We start from the raw sequence: 22,822 nt of genomic DNA, 5'->3' as shown, positions 1-22,822 counted from the left end.
GAATTCCTTAATCTGTTTTGATTTTGAAGGAATAATTTATCCGCATTCGCGTTAAATATTGATAAATTTGGGTTGTCAACACCATAATTACAATAAAGCTGCTTAAGGCAAACAACCATTAATCGTTATATTTGTCCAAATAAAAAAGAATTATGTTTAAAAATCGTTTGTTACCGAATCATCTTAAGCAAGTCGCATTCATGAAAAAACGGTTGATTCTAATCAATGAAGAAACCTTTGAGGAGTTGTTTTCAATCAAATTGAGTCTTTTGAATGTATTTGTAGCGGGAACTTTAGGCGTTATTTTTTTAATTACCATGACAACCGTACTTATTGCTTTTACCCCGTTGCGAGAATACATTCCTGGATATGCTTCTACACAGCTAAAAAAAGAAGCTACGATTTTGGCACTTAAAACGGATTCGTTAACTCAAGCACTTGAGAAAAATGAAGCTTACCTCAAAGCCATCCAAAAAGTACTCACGGGTAAATTAGAACATGCCACCTTCAATAAAGATTCTATTTTGGCACAAACGCAAACAACAATTCCTTCGGAATCACTCAAAGCTTCAGAAGAAGAATTAAGTTTAAGAAAAGAAGTCGCTGAGGAAGAAAACAAGGGCACTACGAAGGCTGCATCCCACAAAAAGAAAAAGTAAAAACGATCAAAAAACAGCTTGTTTTAAATTCAAAATAAATGTCAATAAAAGCCATTGCAGCAAAATTATTTGCAAAAAAAATAGTCCGAAAAACACAAGAATGGGCACAGCATCCCGTTGCTACGCAAGAAGCTGTTTTTAAACAATTGATAAAAGAAGCCAAGAACACTCAATTTGGGAAGGACCATCATTTTGAGCAAATACAATCGTATGATGATTTTGTTCAAAATGTTCCTATTCGAGATTACGAAGGATTAAAACTTTATGTAGACCGAGTAGTAAATGGAGAAGAAAACGTGTTGTGGAAAGGTAAACCACTTTATTTTGCCAAAACTTCTGGAACCACATCGGGTGCCAAGTACATTCCGCTAACCAAAGAGTCGATGCCTACACATATTCAAGCCTCTCGAAACGCCATTTTGCATTACATTCACGAAACAGGCAATGCTGATTTTGTAGATGGAAAAATGATTTTCTTGCAAGGAAGTCCAATTTTAACCGAGAAAAACGGCATCAAATTGGGAAGATTATCAGGCATAGCTGCTCATTTTGTTCCGGGTTATTTGCAAAAAAACAGAATGCCTTCTTGGGAAACCAATTGTATTGAAGATTGGGAAACCAAAGTCAATGCTATTGTGGAAGAGACCATAAAAGAAGACATGCGCGTGATTTCTGGAATTCCGTCTTGGGTACAAATGTATTTCGAAAAATTGCAACAAAAGGCTCAAAAACCAGTTGGAGAATTGTTTCAAAATTTCAATTTATTCATTTATGGAGGCGTTAATTTTGAACCGTATCGCGCCAAATTCGAAAATTTAATTGGTCGAAAAGTAGATAGCATCGAACTTTTCCCTGCCTCCGAAGGCTTTTTTGCCTACCAAGATGCTCAAAAAGAGAAAGGAATGTTGTTGCTGTTGAACTCCGGAATTTTTTATGAGTTCATCAAAAGTGATGCCTTTTTTACCGAGAATCCAAAGCGTTACACCATAGGCGAAGTCGAATTGGGCGTAAATTATGTACTGATTATTTCGACCAATGCGGGGCTTTGGGGCTACAATATTGGTGATACAATACAGTTTACTTCATTGAAACCTTATCGCGTTATTGTTTCGGGTAGAATCAAACATTACATTTCTGCTTTTGGGGAACACGTGATTGGCAAAGAGGTAGAAAGTGCGCTGCAAGAAGCAATTCAAGGTACCAATATTCGCATCAATGAATTTACGGTGGCGCCACAGATTACGCCAAAAGAAGGATTACCGTATCACGAATGGTTTATTGAATTTGAAAACGAACCAGAGGATGAGGTTGCTTTTGCCGAAGCTATTGACCAAGCCATGCGCAAGCAAAACATTTATTATGATGATTTGATTGTGGGCAACGTTTTGCGAAAAGTAGTTATCACCAAAGTCGCCAAAAACGGTTTCCAAGACTATATGAAATCCATTGGAAAATTGGGTGGACAAAATAAAATTCCGAGATTGAGTAATGATCGAAAAATTGCTGCCTTTTTTGAAAATAAAAATTAAAATGAGAAATAAGTATTGGATTTGGATGCTGCTTTTTGCATTTCAATGTAGTTTTTCGAAATTAAAAGGTGTTGTCAAAGACAGTATTTCAGGTCAGCCCATTCCTTATGTAAACATTTGGGCGGAAAATGAAAACATTGGAACCACATCAGAACTAGATGGCACTTTTACTATCAATACAACGTCGGATAAAATATTGGTTTTTTCGGCTTTGGGATTTGCACCCAAAAAAATAAAAGCCGACAAAATTGAAAGTGTTGTTCTCAAAAATGAAGCAATTGCATTAAACGAGGTTATCATTGCACCTCCAAAACACGATTCCGAAATTGTAATTGGAAATTATAAAAAGGGATTGATTAATCATTATTTCGCCTGCGGTACTTCTCCTTTTATTGTGGCTAAATTTTTTCCATTTACTAAAGAAATGGAACAGCATTCTTTTCTAAAAAATTTGCAAGTACTTACTAAGGCTGAAAAAGAAAACGCCAAATTTGTATTGCGTTTTTTTGAAGTTAATCCTGATGGAAGTCCTGGAAATGATTTGACTGCTCAAAATATTATTGTTCCAGTTAAAAAAGGAAAAAAGAATACAGAAATTGATTTGGAATCGTATAAAATAAAAGTACCATCCAATGGATTTTTCGTTGCTGTTGAATGGTTAATAATTGATGACAACCGTTTTGAGTTTAAATTTACAAAGGTCAATGAAGGATCCAAAAGATTTGATGGTGTGTATTATGATCCTAGAATCGGGACTATTCCTAGTGAAGAAACATCCACTTGGACATATTATAAAGGAAAATGGCGAATTAGTAATTTTAAAAATTCTCAGACCTTTTTAGATCGCTACAAGGATAAATATTTAGAATTAGCGATGAAATTAACGTTAACCAACTAAAAAAAACTTTTACTTACCTTTGAAAAGTGATAAAAAACAAACAAGATGAATACAACCAAACATATATCAAGATCTAGAGCGCAAGAATCGTCTGCGGCTATAGAAAAAATGTACATTACCATTCGCCATTTATTCAACCGTGGGTTTTACAAACCAATGGGGGTTTCGGGCGATACTTTACGCGAAGCTTTATTGGCTTTACGTCCCGAAATTTATGGTAATATAGCCGAGGAAAAAGTAGAACTTAACGGACTTTTATATGTTATTGAACGACTTCCAATTGGGATCGAGGAGTGTCGTTTTATAAATTTAACCTCCGAAGAGGGGTATGCAAAATCCCATTTTCAGGCCATTGTTCCGCCAAAGAGAAGAAGAAATTGCTACCGAATTGACGAAGAGCAAATGAATGTCGAAATCACTCGAGGACGTTCTGATATTTATGATATTTTGACGCATTTGACTTTTATTTTTATCGAATCCCATAAAATTAAAAACCGCGTTTTGCTCGATGATGCTGGCGAGGTGTCAAGAGATTGGTTAAAACTACAAGCCGCCGTAAACCAAACCAAGAAGCTTACCCAAATCGAAAAAGAAAAAGCCATTTCGCATGCGTCTAATATTTTGGGAAGAACCTTTGAAGATGTGTTAGCTATTTATGATGCCTTTGGTTCCGAAAATGCACCTGATCGTTTTCTGCATGTGATTTATTGGTTAGGAAAATTAGCCATCGAAGAAGTAGTAGACAACAACAAAAGAACCATCACTTTTAGTCCTATTTTGAGAGAACGTTTGGGGCATCACATTCATGGAGAAATTTGGGCCAATAATATCAAAGAGGTTTTAAAAGCCAACAACTTATTGGACCGACCTATACATGTTATTAGTGCCAACATGCACAGTGTGATGAATTCCATATTTGCCACGCCGCTATTAAAATCAAAGTTTAAGGACAAATCTGATTTTGTGATTTATGAAGAATTGAGTAAATCAGGCGCCAAAGAATTGCGTAAGCAAGTAGAAACGTTGGCTGAGAAAAACGGAATGGTATTTCTACCCGATACTTCAGGAACTAATATCGATGTACAATTGTTTGATACCGCCAAAATTGATTGGTCTAAAACCGCTTTTCCAAAGGCAGAATTAGGTGACAAAGCACCTGTTTTGATTGTTATGGATTATGCTTTTGGCGAACAAGCTTATGAAACCATCGATGAATTATTAAAACCCTACAAAAAAGAGACCTTGCTCAATGTACAGTCGGTTTCTATTATGGGAAAAGCTGGAATTCTCGAAGGAGGCAAAGGCGATATTATGATTCCAAATGCCCATATCAACGAAGGAACAGCAGATAATTATTTCTTTGAAAATGAATTAACCGCCGAAATGTTCGAAGGCAATGACATTGCTGTGTTTGCAGGACCTATGGTAACTGTTTTGGGTACATCGCTTCAAAATAGAGATTTATTGAAGTTTTTTCATGAGTCTACTTGGGGAGTAATAGGCCTAGAAATGGAAGGGTCGTATTACCAAAAAGCGATACAATCGGCCTCTAAAATCAGAAAGAGTGTACCAAAAGACATCAAAGTGCGTTATGCTTACTACGCTTCTGATAATCCGTTAGAAACAGGAAGTACCTTAGCCTCTGGAGGATTGGGAACTACTGGCGTAAAACCAACGTATTTGATTACCATAAAAATTTTAGAACAAATTTTGAATACTCTTTAAATTAAGATATGAATACACCCTCGCATAGCGATTCAGAAATTGACGTATTTCAAATAACCACCAAAGTAAAAAAGGGTTTCGAACGTTTGAATACTTTGTTGTTCAATTGCATTCAGTTTTTTGTACACCAATGGAAAATAGTGGCTGCATTGCTTATCATTGGTTTTGGTTTTGGATTATTTTTGGATAAAAGCAATAAACTGTATACCCATGAAATCACGGTGATTCCCAATTTTGGGAGCGTCGATTTTTTGTATGCTAAAATCAATCTGCTTCAATCTAAAATTAATGCTGGAGATGCCGCTTTTTTACAAAAAGAAGTGGGATTAATACATCCCGAGGCGCTGAGAAAAATTGAAATTAAACCTATTGCCGACGTCTATAAATTTATTGAAGAAAAAGAACGCAACTTTGAGTTGATTAAATTAATGGCCGAAGTGGGCGAGGTAAAAAAGGTACTTGAGGATAATATTACCAGTAAAAACTACACCTACCATAATATAGCAGTTGTTACTGTTGGAATCACCAATGAGAAGGAATTGATTACTCCATTGATGAATTATCTCAATCAATCAGACTATTTTTCAGCAATACAGGAGGTGGAAGTCGCAAATTTGAAACAAACTATTGCACAAAATGATACCATTATTCAACAAATTAACGGAATTCTTAATGGGTTTTCGGCCAATGTAAAAAGTAGTTTGAAAAATGACAAGCTCATGTACTACAACGAAAACACCCAACTCAATGATATTATAAGATCTAAAAGAGATGTGTTATTTGAACAGAGTAAGAATAGGTTGAAAGTAATCAACTTTCAAAAAACAATCAAAGAGATAACCTTCACGTTGAACAGTACTACTTCAAAGGTAGTAAACGGCGTAATGAAATTTGTATTGCCATTATTTCTGGTATTATTGTTTGTATTTATTCGTTTGTTCATCCGATTTTATCAAAAGCAATTGGCTAAATCCAAAACAGCAGCTTCATAAAAATCTCTTTCTTTTACAAACAAAACCTAATGTGTTAAGAACTCTTCGCTTTCATTTCCTTAAGACCTTTCAAAATCCTGTAGTTAGGCAAAGTCTGCTAACCTTGTTCATTAGGGTTTTTGGGGTTGTGCTTTTGTTTGGTTTTACGTTGTTTTTAACGCAAAAGTATACACCTAAGATAGTAGGGCAATATGATTTTGTTCGCACATTTCTTTTTGCTATCGGGAGTATTTGTTTATTGGGTTTTGATCAATCCATATTGTATTTCAAAGGGCGTTTGTATCCGGATTTTTCTTTGGGACATTTGAAAAAAGTATATCTAAAAATGGTCTTGATGCTGTTTTTTGCTTCCCTACTTTTATTGGTTTTTATAGCAGTATTGGATGCTTCTGTAATTACACAATTTTTTTCGGACGATGCAACTTATCTCCTTTTGTTAAAAGCTTCGGCAGCCTTGTTTTTTTATGGACTTTCAATTCTAAATGTTGAGGTTTTTAGGGCGTTAGAGGAAATAGCAGCAGCTGAACTATTTCGGAATATTTTCAAATACTTACCTATAATTGTAGTTGCTTTTTTATTAGTGCAATGGCAATTAGAACCCTATTTGGTAGATGCTTTTTTGCTGAGTTTTGTTTTTATGGGAATTTTGACCACCGTATTGACTTTTTATTTTTTTACCAAAAAACCAGCTACTTGTTCCACTGATTGCTTTTCTTCTCAAGAGATTATCACACATTCCTTTCCTATTGCTGTAAGCGGAATGGCTATTTTTTTGATGATGAGTTTTGATATCCTGTTTTTAAAAAAGTATTTTGGAGACGCTACTGTCGCTTATTATGCTGTGGCGGTCAAGTTAATGACGTTGTTGTCTGTTATCATTTTGACGGTAAACATTACTGTTTCGGCGGCTATAGCAGCCAGTTTTTCGAATAAAGAAATAGATAAAGTGCAGCAAATTGTGCAAAATAGTTCCCGATTAATAGTAGCAATTACTCTACCTGCAGTTTTTGCGTTGCTTATTTTTCCAGAGTTTATTTTGCAATTTTTTGGTTCTAATTATGTAGTTGCGAAAGAAGCTTTATTCGTGTTGGTTTTGGGACAAGGGTTTTGTGCTTTTTTTGGATCGGCTCCTGTTTATCTGAACATGACAGGCCGACAACACATTTTTCAACGGATTGTTTTACTAGCGCTTTTGCTTAATTTTATTTTAAACTATTTTTTAATTCCCTCGTACGGAATGATAGGAGGTGCGATAGCTTTTTCGGTCAGTGCTTTGTTTTGGAATTTTAGTACGGCACTTTTTGTATATTTTAAAGACGGTATTAAGTTGTTTTTGAGTTAATTTCTAAATTTTTTACTATCATCAAAATGTCTTTTATCATAAAAAAAAACACCGCTACTTTTTTACTTCTTTTCGGTCTCAATTTGGGACTTGCCTTTGCCGCGAGTTTTTTTTTACCACCAAAATTCTTTTACGATGCTGCCATCATAGCGTATGACAAAGGCAATGAAATAGGCTATTTTGGAAGTTATCCACTGACGATTTTGTTTTATAAAATAACGGGTTTACGTTATTTGCCTTTTGCTGTGATTGCTTTGATTCAATTTCCAATTTTGATGCTGATTCTTTACAAAATTGGCATTCCAAGTACCTTTGAAAAAATTACGATTAAGAACGTTTTAGTGTATTTTTCTTTTTCGATTATTGCTATTTTTATTTCAATGCCTTCAAAAGAGTTTCTGACTTTTTTGTACCTTTCTACTATTGTCTTCTTGTTTCAAAAGAAAATTTTTAATTTCAAAACGAACTTATTAATTGCCTTATTGCTTTTTGTTTTTTTTGGTGCGGTATATCGTCCTTATTTTGTATTACTTCCTATTGTTGCCATGAGTATGTATTGGATTTCTTGTATTAAAATCCAAAATCGAACTTTTGCTACCTTGTGTTATGGTATTGGAGTTATGATTTTGTTGTCTTTGAGTTACGGAGTAATACAAGGTAAATTTTTATCAGAGCAAACGCGTGAGTTCTTAAATTTGGCTCGATTGAATTCGCCTGATGCCAATTCGATCATTTTATCACCAGTAAAAACGGATACATGGTATGGTGAAATCATTGGAATTCTATATGGTTTTTTTACAGTAAACCTGCCTTTAAATGGGCTAAAGCATTTTTTGAAACCACAAATCGTCCTCTTCGTAATTTGGCAACTGTTTCTTTTTTATATTTTGTTGGTTCGATTGGCGCGTTGTATAAAAGACAAAAAAGAATACGTTTACGAGTTGTGGATGCTTCTTTTTGTCTTCTCATTTTTTATACTGCAAGGTGTTTTTGAACCGGATTTGGGATCAGCAATTCGACACAAAATGGGGATTTTTCCACTAATTTATTACGCGTTATACTATGACCATTTCCGAAAAGAATTTCAATAAAATTTTCTCCTTTTTTTTGGTAGCCATTGCTTGTACCTTAATTTTCAGGAAACCTTGTACTTGGTTAATTTTTGCTTTTGCGGTTTTTAATATTTTCTATTTTAAGAAAACACAATGGTCCAAAAAGGCCTTGATTTTAGCAACTATCATCGCTTCCCCTTTTTTGTTAGAATTAGTGTTTTTTTGGAACAATGATTCTTTGGTTCAAGGCATTAAATCTATTGAAAAAACGTCGGCATTGGTCCTGTTTCCCTTATTTATTTTGGGGAATTACCAAAGGATTTCTTTTTTAAAATTGTTGCGGTATTATGTGAATGGTACGACTTTAGTAATGATTGTTTTTACGCTTCGGTTTCTATTGGTTTTTCCAGAGTACGTCACCAAGTATTGGCATGGCGTTCACCTTTGGGAAATGGGGTATGTTTTTGCTAATTCTATCGGAATTCATGCGCCTGCACTCAATATGCACTTGGCTTTTGTGAGTGTAGCGGCTTTGTATTTGTTATTAGATTCTTGGCAAATAAAAAAGGATTATAGAACTTCCATTTTATCCGTTTTGGTGTTTGTGTTTTCTTTTTTCTTTGTGCTTTTGGTCAATACTCGAATGGCATTATTCAATGTACTTACAGGTTATTTATTGGTAGTGTTCTCGTTTTTTTTAGCGCATTTTAATTTAAAAAAAATGATGTTGTATAGTGTTGCCATCGGTGGAGTAGTGCTCGGAATTTTAATACTCTTTGTTCAAAAAAATCCTTACATGAAAGAAAAATATGGTGCCGTGACGTTTGCTTATATGGACAAGGTCGGAAAACTAGACGAAATTGATCACCCCGAAATAAAGGTTTTTAATTCTTTGGTAACCAGAGTTTCTATCTGGAAATCGGCTTGGGAGTTATCGTTACAGCATTTGCCTTTTGGCGTGGGTGCTTCGGATGGAAAACCAGAATTGGTGAAGTATTATAAACAAACCCATCAGTATTTTTTGGCGGAATATGCTTTTCCTACCCACAATCAGTTTCTTGATTTTTTATTAAAATTTGGTGTTTTAGGACCGCTTGTCGTTTTGCTTTATATTGGTACAATTGGCTATTTGGGAATTGATTTAAAAAATGCATTGGTCTTTTCGTTCTTTTTTCTTTTTTTCACTTCGAACTTAACGGATGATTTTTTGTTGCGTTTTGATGGAATTACGTTCAGCGGCTTTTGGTTTTCTATTTTTGGAAGTCTTTGGTTGCAGCAAAAAAATACCGTTCGTACAATGCCTGAAGTGCCGTAAAGTTTTTGGTTGTATCAAATAAATTAGCGCATCTTGATTGGGCATTTTTGCCAATTTCGGATCTAACCTTTGGATCTTCCAATGTTTTGAAGTATTCTGTTAGTTCTGACGTTTCTTGGAACAAAAAGCCAGTTTTGTTGGGAAGAATGAGATCAATATTCCCAGCAATTTGTGTAGCAACAATTGGTTTTTGTAACGCCATAGCTTCAAGTATGGCGATGGATAATCCTTCCCAAAGCGATGTTTGAAGATAAATATCGAAAGAATTTAAGTGCTCATAAATTTTTTGTTTATCTAAAAACCAACCGGTTATTTTTATATTTGATGCTGTAAGCTGTTCTCGTTCTTCGCCATCACCGACCCAAACAAATTGATAGTTTGGAAATTGTAAGGCAATTGAATTAAATAATTTTGGATTTTTTTGGGCAGTAATTCTTCCTGTGGTTCCGATGGTTAATTTTGGATTAACAAAGGGTTGTAAATAGAGTTGAATACTCGAAATGTTGATTCCATTTCGAATCATTTCGGATTTTCCTAGTTGTTTTGCTAATTCAAACTCAGAGTCACCACAAGCGATAGTGATTCCTCCGAAGATTTTTTGAAATAATTTCTCGATGTACCAATATGTTTTTTTGGCCATAGGAGAACTATCGGTGCGTAGAAAAGCATAACCGTGGGGCGTATAAAAAACTAGAGGTTTTGGGTTGAGAAAACAGCATGCGATTCTTCCTAGGACTCCAGCTTTGGAGGAATGCAAATGGACCACATCGGGTTTGATTGCTTGAAGTTCATGGATTAAGTTTTGTATGGCTTTGAGGTCGGAAATAGGGCTAATTTCTCGTTTCATCGCTACTTTTTTATTTGGGAGGGCAGCGAACAATTGGGCTACTTTTTGCGGATCAATTTCTTTGCGCTTGTCGCTATAGAGTATGAAAGTTGACACTTTTTGACGGATAGTTTCTTTTTCAAAATGATGGGTTAGATCTTCAAAATAGGTATAAACGCCTCCGCCTAATGCTTCGATGATATGTACAACTTTCAATTTTTTTCTTTTTGCTTGGAAAACAAAAATAAAGTTTTCTTGAGAACTTATACTAACATCTGGTTGTAATTGAGTAAAAAATAATGCCAAAAATGCCTGTTGTAGCTCCTTAGCCCCGGGAGTAGCGGCATCCTTTGCTTTTTTAAAGAAAAAAAGCAAAGATATAGCGGATCACGGGACGATGTAACCTAAAATGCCTTTGCTGGCTGCTTCTAGAGTAAAAGAATGGCGAGGTTTGTGGTTGAGTTTTCTTCAAATCAATTACATTTGTTATTCAATATTATGGAAGCAATGAAAAGAATACTTATCACTGGAGCAGCTGGATTTTTGGGATCGCATTTGTGTGATCGTTTTATTAACGAGGGATACCACGTAATTGGGATGGATAATTTGATTACGGGAGATTTAAAGAATATAGAACATTTATTTAAATTAGAACATTTTGAGTTTTACCATCACGATATTACCAAGTTTGTGCATGTTCCCGGAAAGTTGGATTATATTTTACATTTTGCTTCGCCAGCCAGTCCTATCGATTATTTAAAAATCCCGATTCAAACCTTAAAAGTGGGGTCATTAGGTACTCATAATTTATTGGGATTGGCGAGAGTTAAAAAAGCCCGAATTCTTATCGCATCCACTTCAGAGGTATACGGTGATCCTTTAGTACATCCGCAAACTGAGGAATATTACGGCAACGTAAACACTATTGGTCCTCGTGGTGTGTATGACGAGGCGAAACGTTTTCAGGAATCGATTACGATGGCCTACCACACGTTTCACGGAGTAGAAACTAGAATTGTTCGTATCTTCAATACTTATGGACCAAGAATGCGTCTCAATGACGGTCGCGTCATTCCAGCATTTATTGGGCAAGCGATTCGTGGCGAAGACTTGACTATTTTTGGCGATGGGATGCAAACGCGTTCTTTTTGTTATGTAGATGACCAAGTGGAAGGCATTTTTAGATTGTTGCATTCGGATTATGTATATCCTGTAAATATTGGAAACCCAGACGAAATTACGATTAAAGATTTTGCCGAGGAAATCATCAAATTAACGGGCACTTCTCAAAAAGTGGTGTATCATCCATTGCCAATAAACGATCCTTTGCAGCGTCAACCCGATACTACCAAAGCCAAAGAATTATTGGGTTGGGAGGCCAAAGTGAATCGTGCTGAAGGAATGAAAATTACCTATGATTATTTCAAATCGCTTTCGAAAGAAGAGTTGTCTAAGGAAGAACATAAGGATTTTTCGAAATATATTTTTTAATCCCAAAGCCCATTTTCATCATCAGTGAAGACCAAAACCGGTAGATATTCAGGATACATTCGGCCCTTTTCCTATGTTTTGGATAGTGCAATCATTTTAGTAGCTGCTATTTATTGTACCGATTTACCTTTGTTGTCGTATAATCCTATTGCCTTAATTATGGCTTGGTTGATTATTGCATCGTCCTTAGGATTTTATGAAGTGTATCGGTATACGAAAGTTATTGCAATCATAAATTGCGCTTTCAAACAGTGGATGCTATTTTCACTGTTTTCGATGGCCGTAATTTTTATCAATAATCCAAGTACCAGTTTTGCAAAGACGTTCTTTTTTAGTTCTGTTGTTATTGCGGCTGTGTTGTTTTTTAAGTTGGCGATTTACTTTTTTCTGCAAAAATTTAGAGTGCTTTTTGGAGGTAATTTTAGAAAAGTGGTTCTTTTGGGTAGTCCAAAAAATATAGCGCCTTTGCAACATTTTTTTACCGAAAACCCAGATTATGGCTATGTTTTAGAGAAAGTATTCGACTTAGAACATCATCGAAAAGATCATATTAAAGAAAGTTGTGAGTATGTTTTGGCTCATAAAATCGACGAGATGTACTGCGCCATGGATGATTTGACTCAGAAACAAATCTCAGATTTAGTAGATTTTGCAGACAATAACTTGAAAACCTTGAAGTTTATTCCTAATGAAAAACAAATCCTTTCTCGAAATTTCATCTTCGATTATTATGATTACATTCCTGTAATATCACTGAGAAATATTGTGTTAGATAGTGCGCTGAACAAAGGCATTAAAAGAGTTTTTGACCTGGTGTTTTCTTTATTGGTTATTGTTGGAATTCTGTCGTGGCTAATCCCAATTTTGGCAATTATCATCAAACTAGAATCCAAAGGCCCCGTGTTTTTTGTACAAAAAAGAAATGGACTGAATTACCACGAATTCAATTGTTACAAATTCCGTTCTATGAATTTGAACCCAGAAGCTCATTTAGAACAGGTGTCCAAAAACGATCCAAGGATTACTCGAGTGGGGCGATTTTTGCGAAAAACCAGTATCGACGAGTTGCCACAATTCATAAATGTTTTTTTGGGACAAATGTCGGTAGTGGGACCAAGACCACATATGGTGAGCCATACTGAAATGTATGCGCAACGCGTTAATAAGTTTATGGTGCGCCATTTTGTAAAACCCGGCATTACAGGATTGGCGCAAACCAAAGGCTATCGTGGCGAAGTAGAAAAAGAAACGGATATCATCAACCGAGTGAAATATGATATTTTTTATATGGAAAACTGGTCGATTTTGTTGGACATCAAAATCATTTTTATGACCATTTTCAACACCATCAAAGGCGAAGATAAAGCGTATTAAAATACTTTTTCTTTTATCAATTGTTGGATTTGTGATTCTAAATTGAACTCTTTTTGTGCGGTCAAGTAAACCTCTTTTTTCATTTGCTGAATATAGGTTTTTCCTGTAGTTGAAATTTCATTGAGCACCGAATTTAATTGATCAAAATCGCCAACTGAGGCTACCCAACCTAATTTGTTTTCATAGACAATGGTTTCTCCTTCGCCACCTCCAAAATAGAGAACTGGAAATCCTAAAGCACCATATTCAAAAATTTTGGAAGGAACGGAACCATATATTCTTGTTTTTAAAGGGATAATTGCAATGTCAAAACTCTTTAGTTTTTCGTGTAATAGGTGGCGTTCTAGCATGCCATGGAAAATAATTTTTTTGTGAGGATTTTTTGCAATGAAATCTTCTAGGGCAGTTTTTTCGGCACCATCGCCAAAAATGTGTAATTCTAAATCAAGTCCTTGTATCTCAATTTTTTGGCACAATTCTAAAACCCCTTGGGCTATACCTAATAATCCAGCGTAAAACAATTTAATGGGTTCATTTACATTGGAATCCATTTGAATTTCTTCCCTTTGGTGATCGGGAAAGTTGCGATATAAATAGCATTTTTTATCTGGAAATCGTTCTTTTATATGCGTGATAATTTCGTTCGATTGTCCCAAAATCACTTCAGCTTTGGCATAAATAAAACGTTCAAAAAACAAGGAAACCTTGTGTGAAATACTTCCTTGTTTTATTGCTTTTAGCTCAATGGCAGCTGTTGGCCATAAGTCGGAAACATTCAATACAATGGTTTTTCTTTTCAACCATAGCGCAACAACCGAGACAAACGATAGTAAAAGCGGAGGCGACTGTACAATCACTTTTTGAGGTGTCTTTTTGAATAACAAATTAAAAAAAAGCATACTCGAAAAAGATAAAACCGAAAGTGTTCTTTTGAAAATGTTTTTACTGACACTCGGAAAAATCCAGAGACGTTTGACCGTAATATTTTGTCTTTCTTCTGTAACCGAAAATTTTCCTTTGTACTCAGAGAATAATTCGCCTTTGGGATAATTTCCTAAAGGACAGATTACGGTTACTTTGTACTTGTTTTGATACAATTTTAATGCTAATTGTTCTATTCTATTAGCTGCCGCTCCTTTTTCTGGAGGATAATAATTTGATACGATAAGAATGTCTTTCATTACATTTGAAGTAAAATAGCAACAATTCGTTCCGAAGCTTTTCCATCCCAAAGTTCTGGAATACCAGGTGCTTTTTTGGCATTGCCTTGAGCATCTAAAAACGTAGTATAGTGTTTTTCTAGATTTTCTATAGAAGTTCCTACCAGCGTATTCGTGCCAATGGTTTGGGTTTCTGGGCGTTCGGTATTATTTCGCATAGTAAAGCAAGGAATCCCTAAAACCGTTGTTTCTTCTGAAATACCTCCTGAATCGGTAATTACGGCAAAACTATTCTTAATGAGAAACATAAAATTTAAATAGCCTTGTGGTTCTACAAAAAAGATGTTTTTTACATCTAAATTTCTTTCTCCCAAAATTGCCTTGGTTCGTGGATGAATTGGAAAAATTATTTTTTTATCAGCTGCCATTTTATCAATACCCTGAAGTAATTGAATTAGCGATTGTTCTTCATCTACATTGGAGGGACGGTGAAGCGTAAGTACAATATAACCCCCAGTTTCTAACTGTAATTCCTTCCAAAAAATCGGTTCTATTATCCGATTCAAATTTTGATACAAGGTATCTATCATCACATTTCCAACAAAATGAACATTTGATTTTTCGACTCCGTTTTTCAATAAATTTTCAGATGCTGAGGTGGAAGTTGTAAAGAAATAATCCGTAATACTATCGGTTACGATTCGGTTGATTTCTTCGGGCATAGTCCAATCGCCAGAACGAATTCCGGCTTCAACATGTGCTACTTTTATATTTTGTTTTTTGGCTACAATCGCACAAGCCATCGTCGAATTGACATCGCCCACCACTAACACTAAATCACAAGGATTGGCTATCATTTCTTTTTCAAAAGCGACCATAATGGCAGCAGTTTGTTCGGCTTGTGTCCCACTTTTTACTTCTAAATTGGCACCGGGTTTTGGAATATTTAGTTCTTCAAAAAAAGTGTCGCTCAAATTCTTGTCATAATGCTGACCAGTATGAATTAGCCGATACGATATTTTGTGTCCTTCTTTTTGTTTTTTTTCGATTGCTTTTATTATCGGTGCAATCTTAATGAAGTTGGGTCTTGCTCCTGCAATTATGGTAATTTTCATTTGTTGTCTATTTTTTATACCCAATGCTTGTTCTGGGTGGCTCATTTTCTTTTTTCTCTGTCAACTCATCCAAATAAGAGAAAACCAATTCAATATTCTTGTCGTGATTTTCTAGTTTTTTCTGAATCTGAAGGATGTCGATTTTTAGTTCCGTGGTATCCAAAAGCATTTTTCTTACTTTGGTAAAGATGCGCATAATTTGGATATTCACCTGAATGGCTTTGTCGCTTTTTAAAACACTCGATAACATCAAAACGCCGTGTTCGGTGAAAGCCGATGGTAACTTTCTGCTTCCTCCCCAACTTGAAGTCACAAATTGTGACTTCAAGTTTTGGAATTCAATTTCAGTAAGTTGAAACATAAAATCTTCTGGGAAACGTGACATATTACGTTTAACTGCTTGATTTAATACTTTAGTCTCAATCCCGTAAAGAATCGCCAAATCACGATCCATCATGACTTTTTGGTTACGGATAAAGTATATTTTGTTAGCAATTGTTTCTTCCGAAAGTAGCGAATTGATAGTCATATGTTCTCTTTTGAAAAAACTAATATACGATTTTATTTACTTTTTAAAAATGAAGTAAACTGCTTCAATTTCCCACGATGACTTCGTTCTAGCTTTTCTTTTCGAATGAAACTAAAAATCAATCCACTTTCTAAATACAAGGCAATCGCACTTTCAATTTTTTGAATTTGTGTTGCGGTCAATTCGGTTTGGCTTACATATTCAATTTCAAACGTATCGATTTGGGTTTGTTTGATGATAAATTCTTTGATAGTGCCGTCGTCTTCGATAATACTTTTGGTTACGTAGTAAAAAGTCAATCCAGGTGATTTTTTACCACTAGGCAGCTGCGCCACATCATTGGTTCGTCCAATTAGTTGTTTGAGAATAGGTTTTTTTGCAGTGCTTTTTTCATCCAAAATTCCAATGTCACCCAAGTCATAGCGAATAAAAGGATGCGCTTTATTGAATAGAGAAGTAATCACAATTCGCCCAGGAGTACCATTAGGAACTGCTTGATTGTTCTCGTCCAAAATCTCTACAAATAAAGTTTCAGCGTTGACTTGCCATACTCCGTCTTGATTTTGAAAAGCAATCAAATCCAACTCAGAGGCGCCGTATTCATTAACCACCGGAACGCCAAATTGTTTTTCTAAGAGTATCTTGTCTTCTTGGAAAAGCATTTCTGAAGTGACGACACAAACCTTCAGTGTAGGACAAATCGTTTTGAGTACCTTGTTTTTTTGCTGTAAAAATTTGGCAAACAAAACAATCGAAGAAGTATAGCCATTGATGTAATCGAATTTTTTGGTTTCGAATTGTTTCAAAAATCCTTCTAAAACCCTATCCGACAAATCAAAAATAGGAAAGCGATAGCGATGACTCAAAAAGTCTTTCAATCGTTCTTTTCTATAGCCCAAAAAATCCATCGGAATGCCATAAAATCGGGCTTGATAGGAACTGTTAAAATCGATACCGTGCCAACCAAATCGGGCAATATTCGATGCCCAAGTTAATGCATGGGTGTATTTGTCTTTGGCAAAAACAAAAGGAGTTCCGCTTGAGCCCGAGGTTTTATTGAGATACACATTTTTGGTTGTATAACCTTTCGACAAACGTTCTGCCAATGGTTTTTGAAGATGTTGTTTGTTCAAAACAGGTAAATCGTTCCAGTTTTCAATACTTGTTTTCCCTACTAATGTTTTATAAAAAGCATTATTCTCTAAATGATACGCCACAATTTCGCTCTTTTTTTTGGCTAAAAAGGCCTGGTGTTCGGCATCGGATAATTTAAAAATGGTATCCAATTCCAATTCTGCTTCACGAATTGGGAAACCATTAAGTCGAAGGGTTAAATTAAAAAGACGAAACATTGCATAAAATTTTATCAAAAATAAACTATCTAAGTGGGCATCGGTAGATATACACGAACTTTTTACAATTAAATTATTTTTTACGTTCAAAAGCAATTATTTTTGCACCACTTCTTCAATAGGAGAAAAATCAACACAATAAACCACTACAACATGAATATTTTACTATTAGGTTCAGGCGGAAGAGAACATGCTTTTGCTTGGAAAATGACTCAAAGTCCACTTTGTGACACGCTGTTTGTAGCTCCTGGAAATGCAGGAACCGCTACTATAGCAACCAATTTAGATTTTAGCGCTACAGATTTTGAAGCCATCAAAGCCGTGGTGATAAAAGAAAACATAGAAATGGTTGTCGTAGGACCAGAAGATCCATTAGTAAAAGGCGTGTATGATTTCTTTTTGAATGATGCCGATTTAAAGCACATCCCTGTTATTGGTCCTTCAAAATTGGGAGCACAACTGGAAGGAAGCAAGGAATTTGCTAAAGAATTCATGATGAAACACCAAGTTCCTACTGCGGCTTACGATAGTTTTACAGCCGAAACAGTAGAAAAAGGATGTGAATTTCTGGCGACACTTCAACCGCCATACGTTCTTAAAGCCGATGGATTAGCTGCTGGAAAAGGGGTTTTAATCATTCAGGATTTAGCCGAAGCCCAAACAGAATTACGCAACATGTTGGTAGGCCAAAAATTTGGTGCGGCGAGTTCAAAAGTAGTGATTGAAGAATTTTTGGATGGAATTGAGTTAAGCTGTTTTGTACTAACCGATGGTAAAAGTTACAAAATTTTGCCTACAGCCAAAGATTACAAACGAATTGGTGAAGGCGACACGGGATTGAACACTGGCGGAATGGGAGCGGTTTCTCCTGTGCCTTATGTAGATGCTGTTTTGATGGAAAAAATTGAAACGCGTATTGTACAACCTACTATTGCTGGCCTACAAAAAGATGGCATTCCGTACAAAGGTTTTGTGTTTATTGGTTTGATTAACGTGAATAACGAACCGATTGTGATTGAATATAACGTTCGTATGGGTGATCCAGAAACCGAAGTTGTCATTCCTCGATTGAAATCAGATTTAGTGGAGTTGTTTTTGGCTGTAGCCAATGAAAAACTTGCCGATTTTAACTTAGAAGTTGATGAAAGAAGCGCTACTACCGTAATGCTAGTTTCAGGAGGTTATCCAGAAGATTTCGAGAAAGGAAAAGAAATTTCAGGATTAGAAAACGTAGAAAACGCTATTGTTTTTCATGCGGGTACCAAATTAGACAACGGAACTGTCGTTACAAATGGTGGACGCGTAATGGCGATTACTTCTTACGGGGCTACTTTTCAAGAAGCGTTACAGCAATCTTACGACAATGTATCTAAAATTCAATTCGAGAAAATGAATTACCGTAAAGACATCGGATTTGATTTGATATAAAAATAAATTGCAAAATATAGCCCAGTAGTTATTCTTAAACTACTGGGCTTTTTTATTTTAATCGCAAAATAGAAATAAACTATTTTAAGAATGAATGTGCAGTGGTGTCTTGGTTTTCTGTTCCTGCTTCGTCAAAAATTTGTAATTGTTTAATCCAATATACAATCGCAGCTGCGCAAATAATCATAAAAACCCAGTTGATGAAATTGGCACCAAACCAAGAAATAAGTTCAAATTCACGTAGCAAATCTAGTGGTTTGAATAAAATGTCTACAAATAAAAATTGAATTGCTTCGAAAAATGCTTTCATAATTTATATAAATTAAGGATGTGTTGTGTTTTTTTAGAGTAGCGAAAGAGTAAAAGCAATCAAAAAAATGAAGAATCTTTAGTCACTTGCGCAATTCCTTTTTAAACAAGTATTATATTTACAGTCACAAAAGTATAAAATATCCTTATGATTACAAGTGTTTTTAAAAAATCTACACCATTAAATTATTCGTTAGTAGTAATTTTAATGTTGTTTTTCTTTTTATTGTATCAATTTCAAGATTTAGCATGGTTCAAATCTGTGTTGTTGATAACACAAAAGGTGTTTATTTTTCTGCTTTTGGTAGGGACGCTTTTTATTACCAATTTTATATGTAAAAAAAACGGACTCAGCAAGGACAGTACTTACACGGTTTTCTTTTTCTTTTTATACGTCCTTTTTTTTCCTTCGATATTTGATAATTTAAAAATTGTTGTGGTTAATTTGTTCTTGCTTTTGGCGTTGCGACGATTACTTTCTTTGCAATCTTTAAAAGCTTCCAAGGAGAAAATATTTGATGCTTCCTTATGGATTTTGTTAGCTTCAATGTTACAACCTTGGTGCATTTTGTTTATGGCTTTGGTCTTTATTTCGGTGCTTTTTCATGTTTCTAATGACTACCGAAACTGGGTTTTACCCTTTATTGCCTTGATGGTTGTAGTGATTGGTTTTATGGTTTATGCTACCTTTCAAGCGGTTACTGTCCAAGAGTTTTGGTTAAATAAATTGTATATTGATGTAACATTGACCTATTTTAACAACAACTATCAAAACTGGGCTTTTGCAATCTTTATGACTGTAGCGCTTTTCATGGTAATTGTTATGCTATTATCTTATTCTAGCAAACCACAAGTACTGCTTAGTTCTTATAAAAAACTGATTGCTTTTTTTGTAATTGCGATGACTGTCTTTTTTATTTCTCCTGATAAAAACAACGATCTATTGCTTTTTGCGTTTGCCCCTTTGGCTATTATGGGAACTAATGCTTTAGAAGTATTTCAACAGCAATTAAAACAAGAATTAATTTTGGGCGTACTGATTGTTTGTAGTTTGTTCACTTTTTTCACACAACTATAATTTAGTACCATACGCCAAATCGCCCGCATCTCCTAGTCCAGGAACGATATAACTTTTCTCATTCAGCTTATCGTCGATTGCTCCAACCCATAAATGACAAGAGCTTGGCAAATGTTCTTTTAAGTAAGCAATTCCTTCTGGCGCAGCAATAACCACCGCAATGTGAAGCGCGGCCGGTGTTTTCTTCTCAACCAATTTTTTGTAAACCGCAACAATGGATTGTCCAGTGGCAAGCATCGGATCTACAAGAAGTACGTTTTTACCCTCAATATCGGCTACGGCTTTGTATTCGACCAAAATATCAAAGTAATCATCATTATTAGGATGATGACGATACGCAGAAATAAAACCGTTTTCGGCAGCATCAAAGTAGTTCAAAAAACCGTGATGTAAGGTTAATCCAGCTCGAAGTATGGAGCAAATAACTAGTGGATCTTTGATTTTTGTAGTAGCTTTTGTTCCCAAAGGAGTTGAAATGCTAACGTCTTCATAGGAGACTACTTTGCTTAATTCATAAGCCATAATTTCACCAATACGTTCAATATTTCTGCGAAAACGAAGGCTGTCATTTTGAATGGAAACATCGCGAATTTGTGCTAAAAAATGATTTAAAACACTATTGGATTCCGATAAATTATGGATTTGCATGATAAGCGAATTTGAAATTTAATTTTTGTAGAATTTTCAATGCTATAAAAGTATAAAAAGTATCTTTGTCTTTTTAAATTATTAAAATATGTTTTCAAAATTAGCGTATGCTGTATTCGAGCAAAGCATCAAAGATTATCATCAATTTGATAGCGTTGATCAACCAATAAATAACCCTTTTCCAAAAGAAAAGTTCGAACATTTATTGTACTTGAAAAACTGGATTGACACTGTGCAATGGCATTATGAAGACATCATCCGTGATCCGAATATCGATCCAGTAGCAGCTTTGACCTTGAAAAGAAAAATCGATGCATCGAATCAAGAACGTACCGATATGGTAGAATACATTGATAGCTATTTTCTTCAAAAATACAGCGGTGTAGCGGTAAAAGATTCAGCAAAAATCAATTCTGAAAGTCCGGCTTGGGCATTTGACCGTTTATCAATTTTGGCGTTGAAAATTTATCATATGAACGAAGAAGCTACTCGGGCTGAAGCTTCTCAGGAACACAGAGACAATTGTCAAACCAAGTTAAATATCCTTTTAGAACAAAGAACAGATTTGTCTACAGCCATCGACGATTTGTTGCAAGATATCGAAAACGGTGACAAATTCATGAAAGTGTACAAACAAATGAAAATGTACAATGACGATGAATTGAATCCGGTGTTATATCAAAATAAGAAATAAAACAAAATAATTGAACCATTAAGGAATTAAGAAAATTTAGCAAGGCTTTATGAACTTAATTTCTTAATGGTTTTTTAATGCCGTAGTTCTCTTGTCAAAGAAAATTCAACATATCGCAATTATCCGACTTTCGGCTATGGGAGATGTAGCGATGACCGTTCCTGTTATTCGCGCCTTTACTCAGCAATATCCCAAGGTAAAAATCACGATGGTCTCTCGACCTTTTTTTCAACCTTTTTTTGACGGAATTCCAAATCTTACTTTTTTTGCGTTTGACGAAAAAGTAAAACACAAAGGATTTTTGGGACTTGTACGCCTTTTTCGTGAGTTGCATTCACTCAAAATAGATGCTTTTGTGGATCTACACAATGTGCTTCGTTCTCAGGTTGTGCGAACCCTTTTTAAGTTATTTGGAAAACAAGTGGTAGCCGTAGACAAAGGCAGAGCCGGAAAAAAAGCCCTAACGCGTCCTGAAAATAAGGTATTTATACCCCTGCCGACTAAGTTTCAAAGACATAGCCAAGTTTTTGAAGCACTGGGTTTTACTTTGGATTTATCCAATCCTATCTTTCCTGAAAAAGCAGTTTTATCCGATGAGATCTTGAAAATCATTGGTAATCCGAATCAAAAATTAATTGGAATAGCGCCTTTTGCACAATATGAATCCAAGGTCTATCCTTTGGATTTAATGCAGGAAGTGATTGCCAAATTAGCACTGAATCCAGACCAAACTATTTTGCTTTTTGGTGGAGGGCAACAAGAAACGGAGCTATTGGATGCCTTGGCAAAACCATTTGATAATGTAATCAACATTGCAGGGCAACTTACCTTTAGACAAGAACTACAATTGATTAGTAACCTTGATGTAATGTTGTCTATGGATTCTGGTAATGCACATATTGCCGCGATGTTGGGCGTAAAAGTCATTACGCTTTGGGGAGCAACCCATCCTTATGCTGGTTTTGCACCATTTAATCAACCTTTAGAAAACGCCTTGGTTGCTGATAGAAATTTGTTCCCAAAGTTACCCACTTCGGTATATGGAAATAAAAAAGTAGAAGGCTACGAAGACGCTATGCGAACGATTACTATTGATTCTATTTTAAAAGCTTTGAAATTGTTATAAGCAATAAATTAAGTTGTATTCTTAGTTAATCCTAATATTACCTTTGTGTTTTATTGAAAGAATAATTTTATCAATTTTTTAACTATTAGCTTTTAATTAATTCGTGTTAAAAATACTACTTTGGCTCGCTGTGAGTTTGCTCTTACAAGTAGGGGTTAAATCTAAGCGAATAGAGTAATT

The 22,822-nt window shown here is 35.2% G+C and carries 21 protein-coding genes; 14 read left to right on the top strand and 7 right to left on the bottom strand.

Features of this window, described 5'->3' with window-relative positions:
- The first annotated feature begins 152 nt into the window (after positions 1-152).
- Genes FLB_RS10570 through FLB_RS10535 form a run of 8 tightly spaced genes read left to right on the top strand, consistent with a single transcriptional unit; the run spans position 153 to position 9,512 of the window.
- Positions 153-659, top strand: coding sequence for a hypothetical protein (locus tag FLB_RS10570; RefSeq protein ID WP_064715928.1), 507 nt, complete (start codon positions 153-155; stop codon positions 657-659).
- Positions 660-697: 38 nt separating this feature from the next.
- Positions 698-2,188 (top strand): GH3 auxin-responsive promoter family protein, encoded by a 1,491-nt coding sequence (locus FLB_RS10565; protein ID WP_064715927.1) that lies wholly within the window; start codon positions 698-700, stop codon positions 2,186-2,188.
- A gap of 1 nt (position 2,189) precedes the next feature.
- The gene (locus tag FLB_RS10560) at positions 2,190-3,086 is read left to right on the top strand and encodes a carboxypeptidase-like regulatory domain-containing protein (RefSeq protein ID WP_197488956.1); all 897 of its coding nucleotides are present in this window, start codon (positions 2,190-2,192) and stop codon (positions 3,084-3,086) included.
- 45 nt (positions 3,087-3,131) lie between these two features.
- A complete protein-coding gene (locus FLB_RS10555) occupies positions 3,132-4,811 on the top strand; it encodes a DUF6909 family protein (RefSeq protein WP_064715926.1) in 1,680 nt (559 codons plus the stop codon).
- 8 nt (positions 4,812-4,819) lie between these two features.
- Positions 4,820-5,803, top strand: coding sequence for a hypothetical protein (locus FLB_RS10550; RefSeq protein WP_064715925.1), 984 nt, complete (start codon positions 4,820-4,822; stop codon positions 5,801-5,803).
- Between the two features lie 31 nt (positions 5,804-5,834).
- Positions 5,835-7,145, top strand: coding sequence for an MATE family efflux transporter (locus FLB_RS10545; RefSeq protein WP_064716087.1), 1,311 nt, complete (start codon positions 5,835-5,837; stop codon positions 7,143-7,145).
- Between the two features lie 26 nt (positions 7,146-7,171).
- Complete coding sequence (locus FLB_RS10540) at positions 7,172-8,236, top strand: hypothetical protein (RefSeq protein ID WP_082923266.1); 1,065 nt, start codon at positions 7,172-7,174, stop codon at positions 8,234-8,236.
- Entirely contained in the window at positions 8,208-9,512 is a 1,305-nt protein-coding gene (locus FLB_RS10535) for an O-antigen ligase family protein (protein WP_064715924.1), read from the top strand. The genes FLB_RS10540 and FLB_RS10535 overlap by 29 nt, the downstream gene beginning before the upstream one ends.
- Here the strand turns inward: FLB_RS10535 and FLB_RS10530 are convergent.
- Complete coding sequence (locus tag FLB_RS10530) at positions 9,448-10,554, bottom strand: glycosyltransferase (RefSeq protein WP_064716085.1); 1,107 nt, start codon at positions 10,552-10,554, stop codon at positions 9,448-9,450. The genes FLB_RS10535 and FLB_RS10530 overlap by 65 nt on opposite strands.
- Before the next feature lie 291 nt (positions 10,555-10,845).
- Here FLB_RS10530 and FLB_RS10525 point away from each other — a divergent pair, with 291 nt between their 5' ends.
- Positions 10,846-11,829, top strand: coding sequence for a UDP-glucuronic acid decarboxylase family protein (locus tag FLB_RS10525; protein ID WP_064716084.1), 984 nt, complete (start codon positions 10,846-10,848; stop codon positions 11,827-11,829).
- Positions 11,830-11,853: 24 nt separating this feature from the next.
- On the top strand, positions 11,854-13,203 hold the full coding sequence (locus FLB_RS10520) for an exopolysaccharide biosynthesis polyprenyl glycosylphosphotransferase (protein WP_064715923.1): 1,350 nt from the start codon (positions 11,854-11,856) through the stop codon (positions 13,201-13,203).
- Here the strand turns inward: FLB_RS10520 and FLB_RS10515 are convergent.
- From FLB_RS10515 to FLB_RS10500, 4 genes are read right to left on the bottom strand one after another with little or no spacing between them, the layout of a single operon-like run.
- Entirely contained in the window at positions 13,200-14,384 is a 1,185-nt protein-coding gene (locus FLB_RS10515; RefSeq protein ID WP_064715922.1) for a glycosyltransferase family 4 protein, read from the bottom strand. The two genes, FLB_RS10520 and FLB_RS10515, sit on opposite strands and share 4 nt — an antisense overlap.
- Positions 14,384-15,478, bottom strand: a complete 1,095-nt coding sequence (gene wecB, locus FLB_RS10510) for a non-hydrolyzing UDP-N-acetylglucosamine 2-epimerase (RefSeq protein WP_064716083.1) — start codon at positions 15,476-15,478, stop codon at positions 14,384-14,386. The genes FLB_RS10515 and wecB overlap by 1 nt, the downstream gene beginning before the upstream one ends.
- 7 nt (positions 15,479-15,485) lie before the next feature.
- Positions 15,486-16,007 (bottom strand): ORF6N domain-containing protein, encoded by a 522-nt coding sequence (locus tag FLB_RS10505; RefSeq protein WP_064715921.1) that lies wholly within the window; start codon positions 16,005-16,007, stop codon positions 15,486-15,488.
- A 32-nt stretch (positions 16,008-16,039) separates the two neighbouring features.
- Entirely contained in the window at positions 16,040-17,359 is a 1,320-nt protein-coding gene (locus FLB_RS10500) for a phenylacetate--CoA ligase family protein (protein WP_064716082.1), read from the bottom strand.
- A 153-nt stretch (positions 17,360-17,512) separates the two neighbouring features.
- On the opposite strand from FLB_RS10500, the gene purD reads away from it, so the two are divergent.
- Positions 17,513-18,787, top strand: a complete 1,275-nt coding sequence (purD, locus tag FLB_RS10495) for a phosphoribosylamine--glycine ligase (protein WP_064715920.1) — start codon at positions 17,513-17,515, stop codon at positions 18,785-18,787.
- A gap of 79 nt (positions 18,788-18,866) precedes the next feature.
- Here the strand turns inward: purD and FLB_RS10490 are convergent, their stop codons facing one another.
- Positions 18,867-19,097: a DUF6341 family protein gene (locus FLB_RS10490; protein ID WP_064715919.1), complete on the bottom strand. Its 231-nt coding sequence runs from the start codon at positions 19,095-19,097 to the stop codon at positions 18,867-18,869.
- 147 nt (positions 19,098-19,244) lie between these two features.
- Here FLB_RS10490 and FLB_RS10485 point away from each other — a divergent pair, with 147 nt between their 5' ends.
- On the top strand, positions 19,245-20,174 hold the full coding sequence (locus tag FLB_RS10485; protein WP_064715918.1) for a DUF6427 family protein: 930 nt from the start codon (positions 19,245-19,247) through the stop codon (positions 20,172-20,174).
- Here FLB_RS10485 and upp read toward each other — a convergent pair.
- Complete coding sequence (gene upp, locus FLB_RS10480; protein ID WP_064715917.1) at positions 20,169-20,822, bottom strand: uracil phosphoribosyltransferase; 654 nt, start codon at positions 20,820-20,822, stop codon at positions 20,169-20,171. The genes FLB_RS10485 and upp overlap by 6 nt on opposite strands.
- An 88-nt stretch (positions 20,823-20,910) precedes the next feature.
- Here upp and FLB_RS10475 point away from each other — a divergent pair, with 88 nt between their 5' ends.
- Together FLB_RS10475 and FLB_RS10470 are read left to right on the top strand one after the other, a co-directional pair.
- Entirely contained in the window at positions 20,911-21,516 is a 606-nt protein-coding gene (locus FLB_RS10475; protein ID WP_064715916.1) for a DUF4254 domain-containing protein, read from the top strand.
- Positions 21,517-21,652: 136 nt separating this feature from the next.
- Positions 21,653-22,642, top strand: coding sequence for a glycosyltransferase family 9 protein (locus FLB_RS10470; RefSeq protein ID WP_064715915.1), 990 nt, complete (start codon positions 21,653-21,655; stop codon positions 22,640-22,642).
- The last annotated feature ends 180 nt before the right edge of the window (positions 22,643-22,822 follow it).

Origin of the sequence: Flavobacterium succinicans, assembly GCF_001662485.1 — a bacterium.
In the GTDB taxonomy this organism is placed as follows: Bacteria; Bacteroidota; Bacteroidia; order Flavobacteriales; family Flavobacteriaceae; genus Flavobacterium; species Flavobacterium succinicans_A.
The sequence above is the reverse complement of the archived record's forward strand: the minus strand, read 5'-3'. Positions and strand labels throughout refer to the sequence as shown.

Bases quoted from the DNA above. Each gene is read 5' to 3' on its own strand.
- FLB_RS10500 (WP_064716082.1), bottom strand. From the start codon at position 17,359: ATGTTTCGTCTTTTTAATTTAACCCTTCGACTTAATGGTTTCCCAATT.
- FLB_RS10505 (WP_064715921.1), bottom strand. From the start codon at position 16,007: ATGACTATCAATTCGCTACTTTCGGAAGAAACAATTGCTAACAAAATA.
- FLB_RS10515 (WP_064715922.1), bottom strand. From the start codon at position 14,384: ATGAAAGACATTCTTATCGTATCAAATTATTATCCTCCAGAAAAAGGA.
- wecB (WP_064716083.1), bottom strand. From the start codon at position 15,478: ATGAAAATTACCATAATTGCAGGAGCAAGACCCAACTTCATTAAGATT.
- FLB_RS10565 (WP_064715927.1), top strand. From the start codon at position 698: ATGTCAATAAAAGCCATTGCAGCAAAATTATTTGCAAAAAAAATAGTC.
- FLB_RS10550 (WP_064715925.1), top strand. From the start codon at position 4,820: ATGAATACACCCTCGCATAGCGATTCAGAAATTGACGTATTTCAAATA.
- FLB_RS10525 (WP_064716084.1), top strand. From the start codon at position 10,846: ATGAAAAGAATACTTATCACTGGAGCAGCTGGATTTTTGGGATCGCAT.
- purD (WP_064715920.1), top strand. From the start codon at position 17,513: ATGAATATTTTACTATTAGGTTCAGGCGGAAGAGAACATGCTTTTGCT.
- FLB_RS10490 (WP_064715919.1), bottom strand. From the start codon at position 19,097: ATGAAAGCATTTTTCGAAGCAATTCAATTTTTATTTGTAGACATTTTA.
- FLB_RS10560 (WP_197488956.1), top strand. From the start codon at position 2,190: ATGAGAAATAAGTATTGGATTTGGATGCTGCTTTTTGCATTTCAATGT.
- FLB_RS10485 (WP_064715918.1), top strand. From the start codon at position 19,245: ATGATTACAAGTGTTTTTAAAAAATCTACACCATTAAATTATTCGTTA.
- FLB_RS10470 (WP_064715915.1), top strand. From the start codon at position 21,653: ATGGGAGATGTAGCGATGACCGTTCCTGTTATTCGCGCCTTTACTCAG.
- FLB_RS10475 (WP_064715916.1), top strand. From the start codon at position 20,911: ATGTTTTCAAAATTAGCGTATGCTGTATTCGAGCAAAGCATCAAAGAT.
- FLB_RS10570 (WP_064715928.1), top strand. From the start codon at position 153: ATGTTTAAAAATCGTTTGTTACCGAATCATCTTAAGCAAGTCGCATTC.
- upp (WP_064715917.1), bottom strand. From the start codon at position 20,822: ATGCAAATCCATAATTTATCGGAATCCAATAGTGTTTTAAATCATTTT.
- FLB_RS10535 (WP_064715924.1), top strand. From the start codon at position 8,208: ATGACCATTTCCGAAAAGAATTTCAATAAAATTTTCTCCTTTTTTTTG.
- FLB_RS10555 (WP_064715926.1), top strand. From the start codon at position 3,132: ATGAATACAACCAAACATATATCAAGATCTAGAGCGCAAGAATCGTCT.
- FLB_RS10540 (WP_082923266.1), top strand. From the start codon at position 7,172: ATGTCTTTTATCATAAAAAAAAACACCGCTACTTTTTTACTTCTTTTC.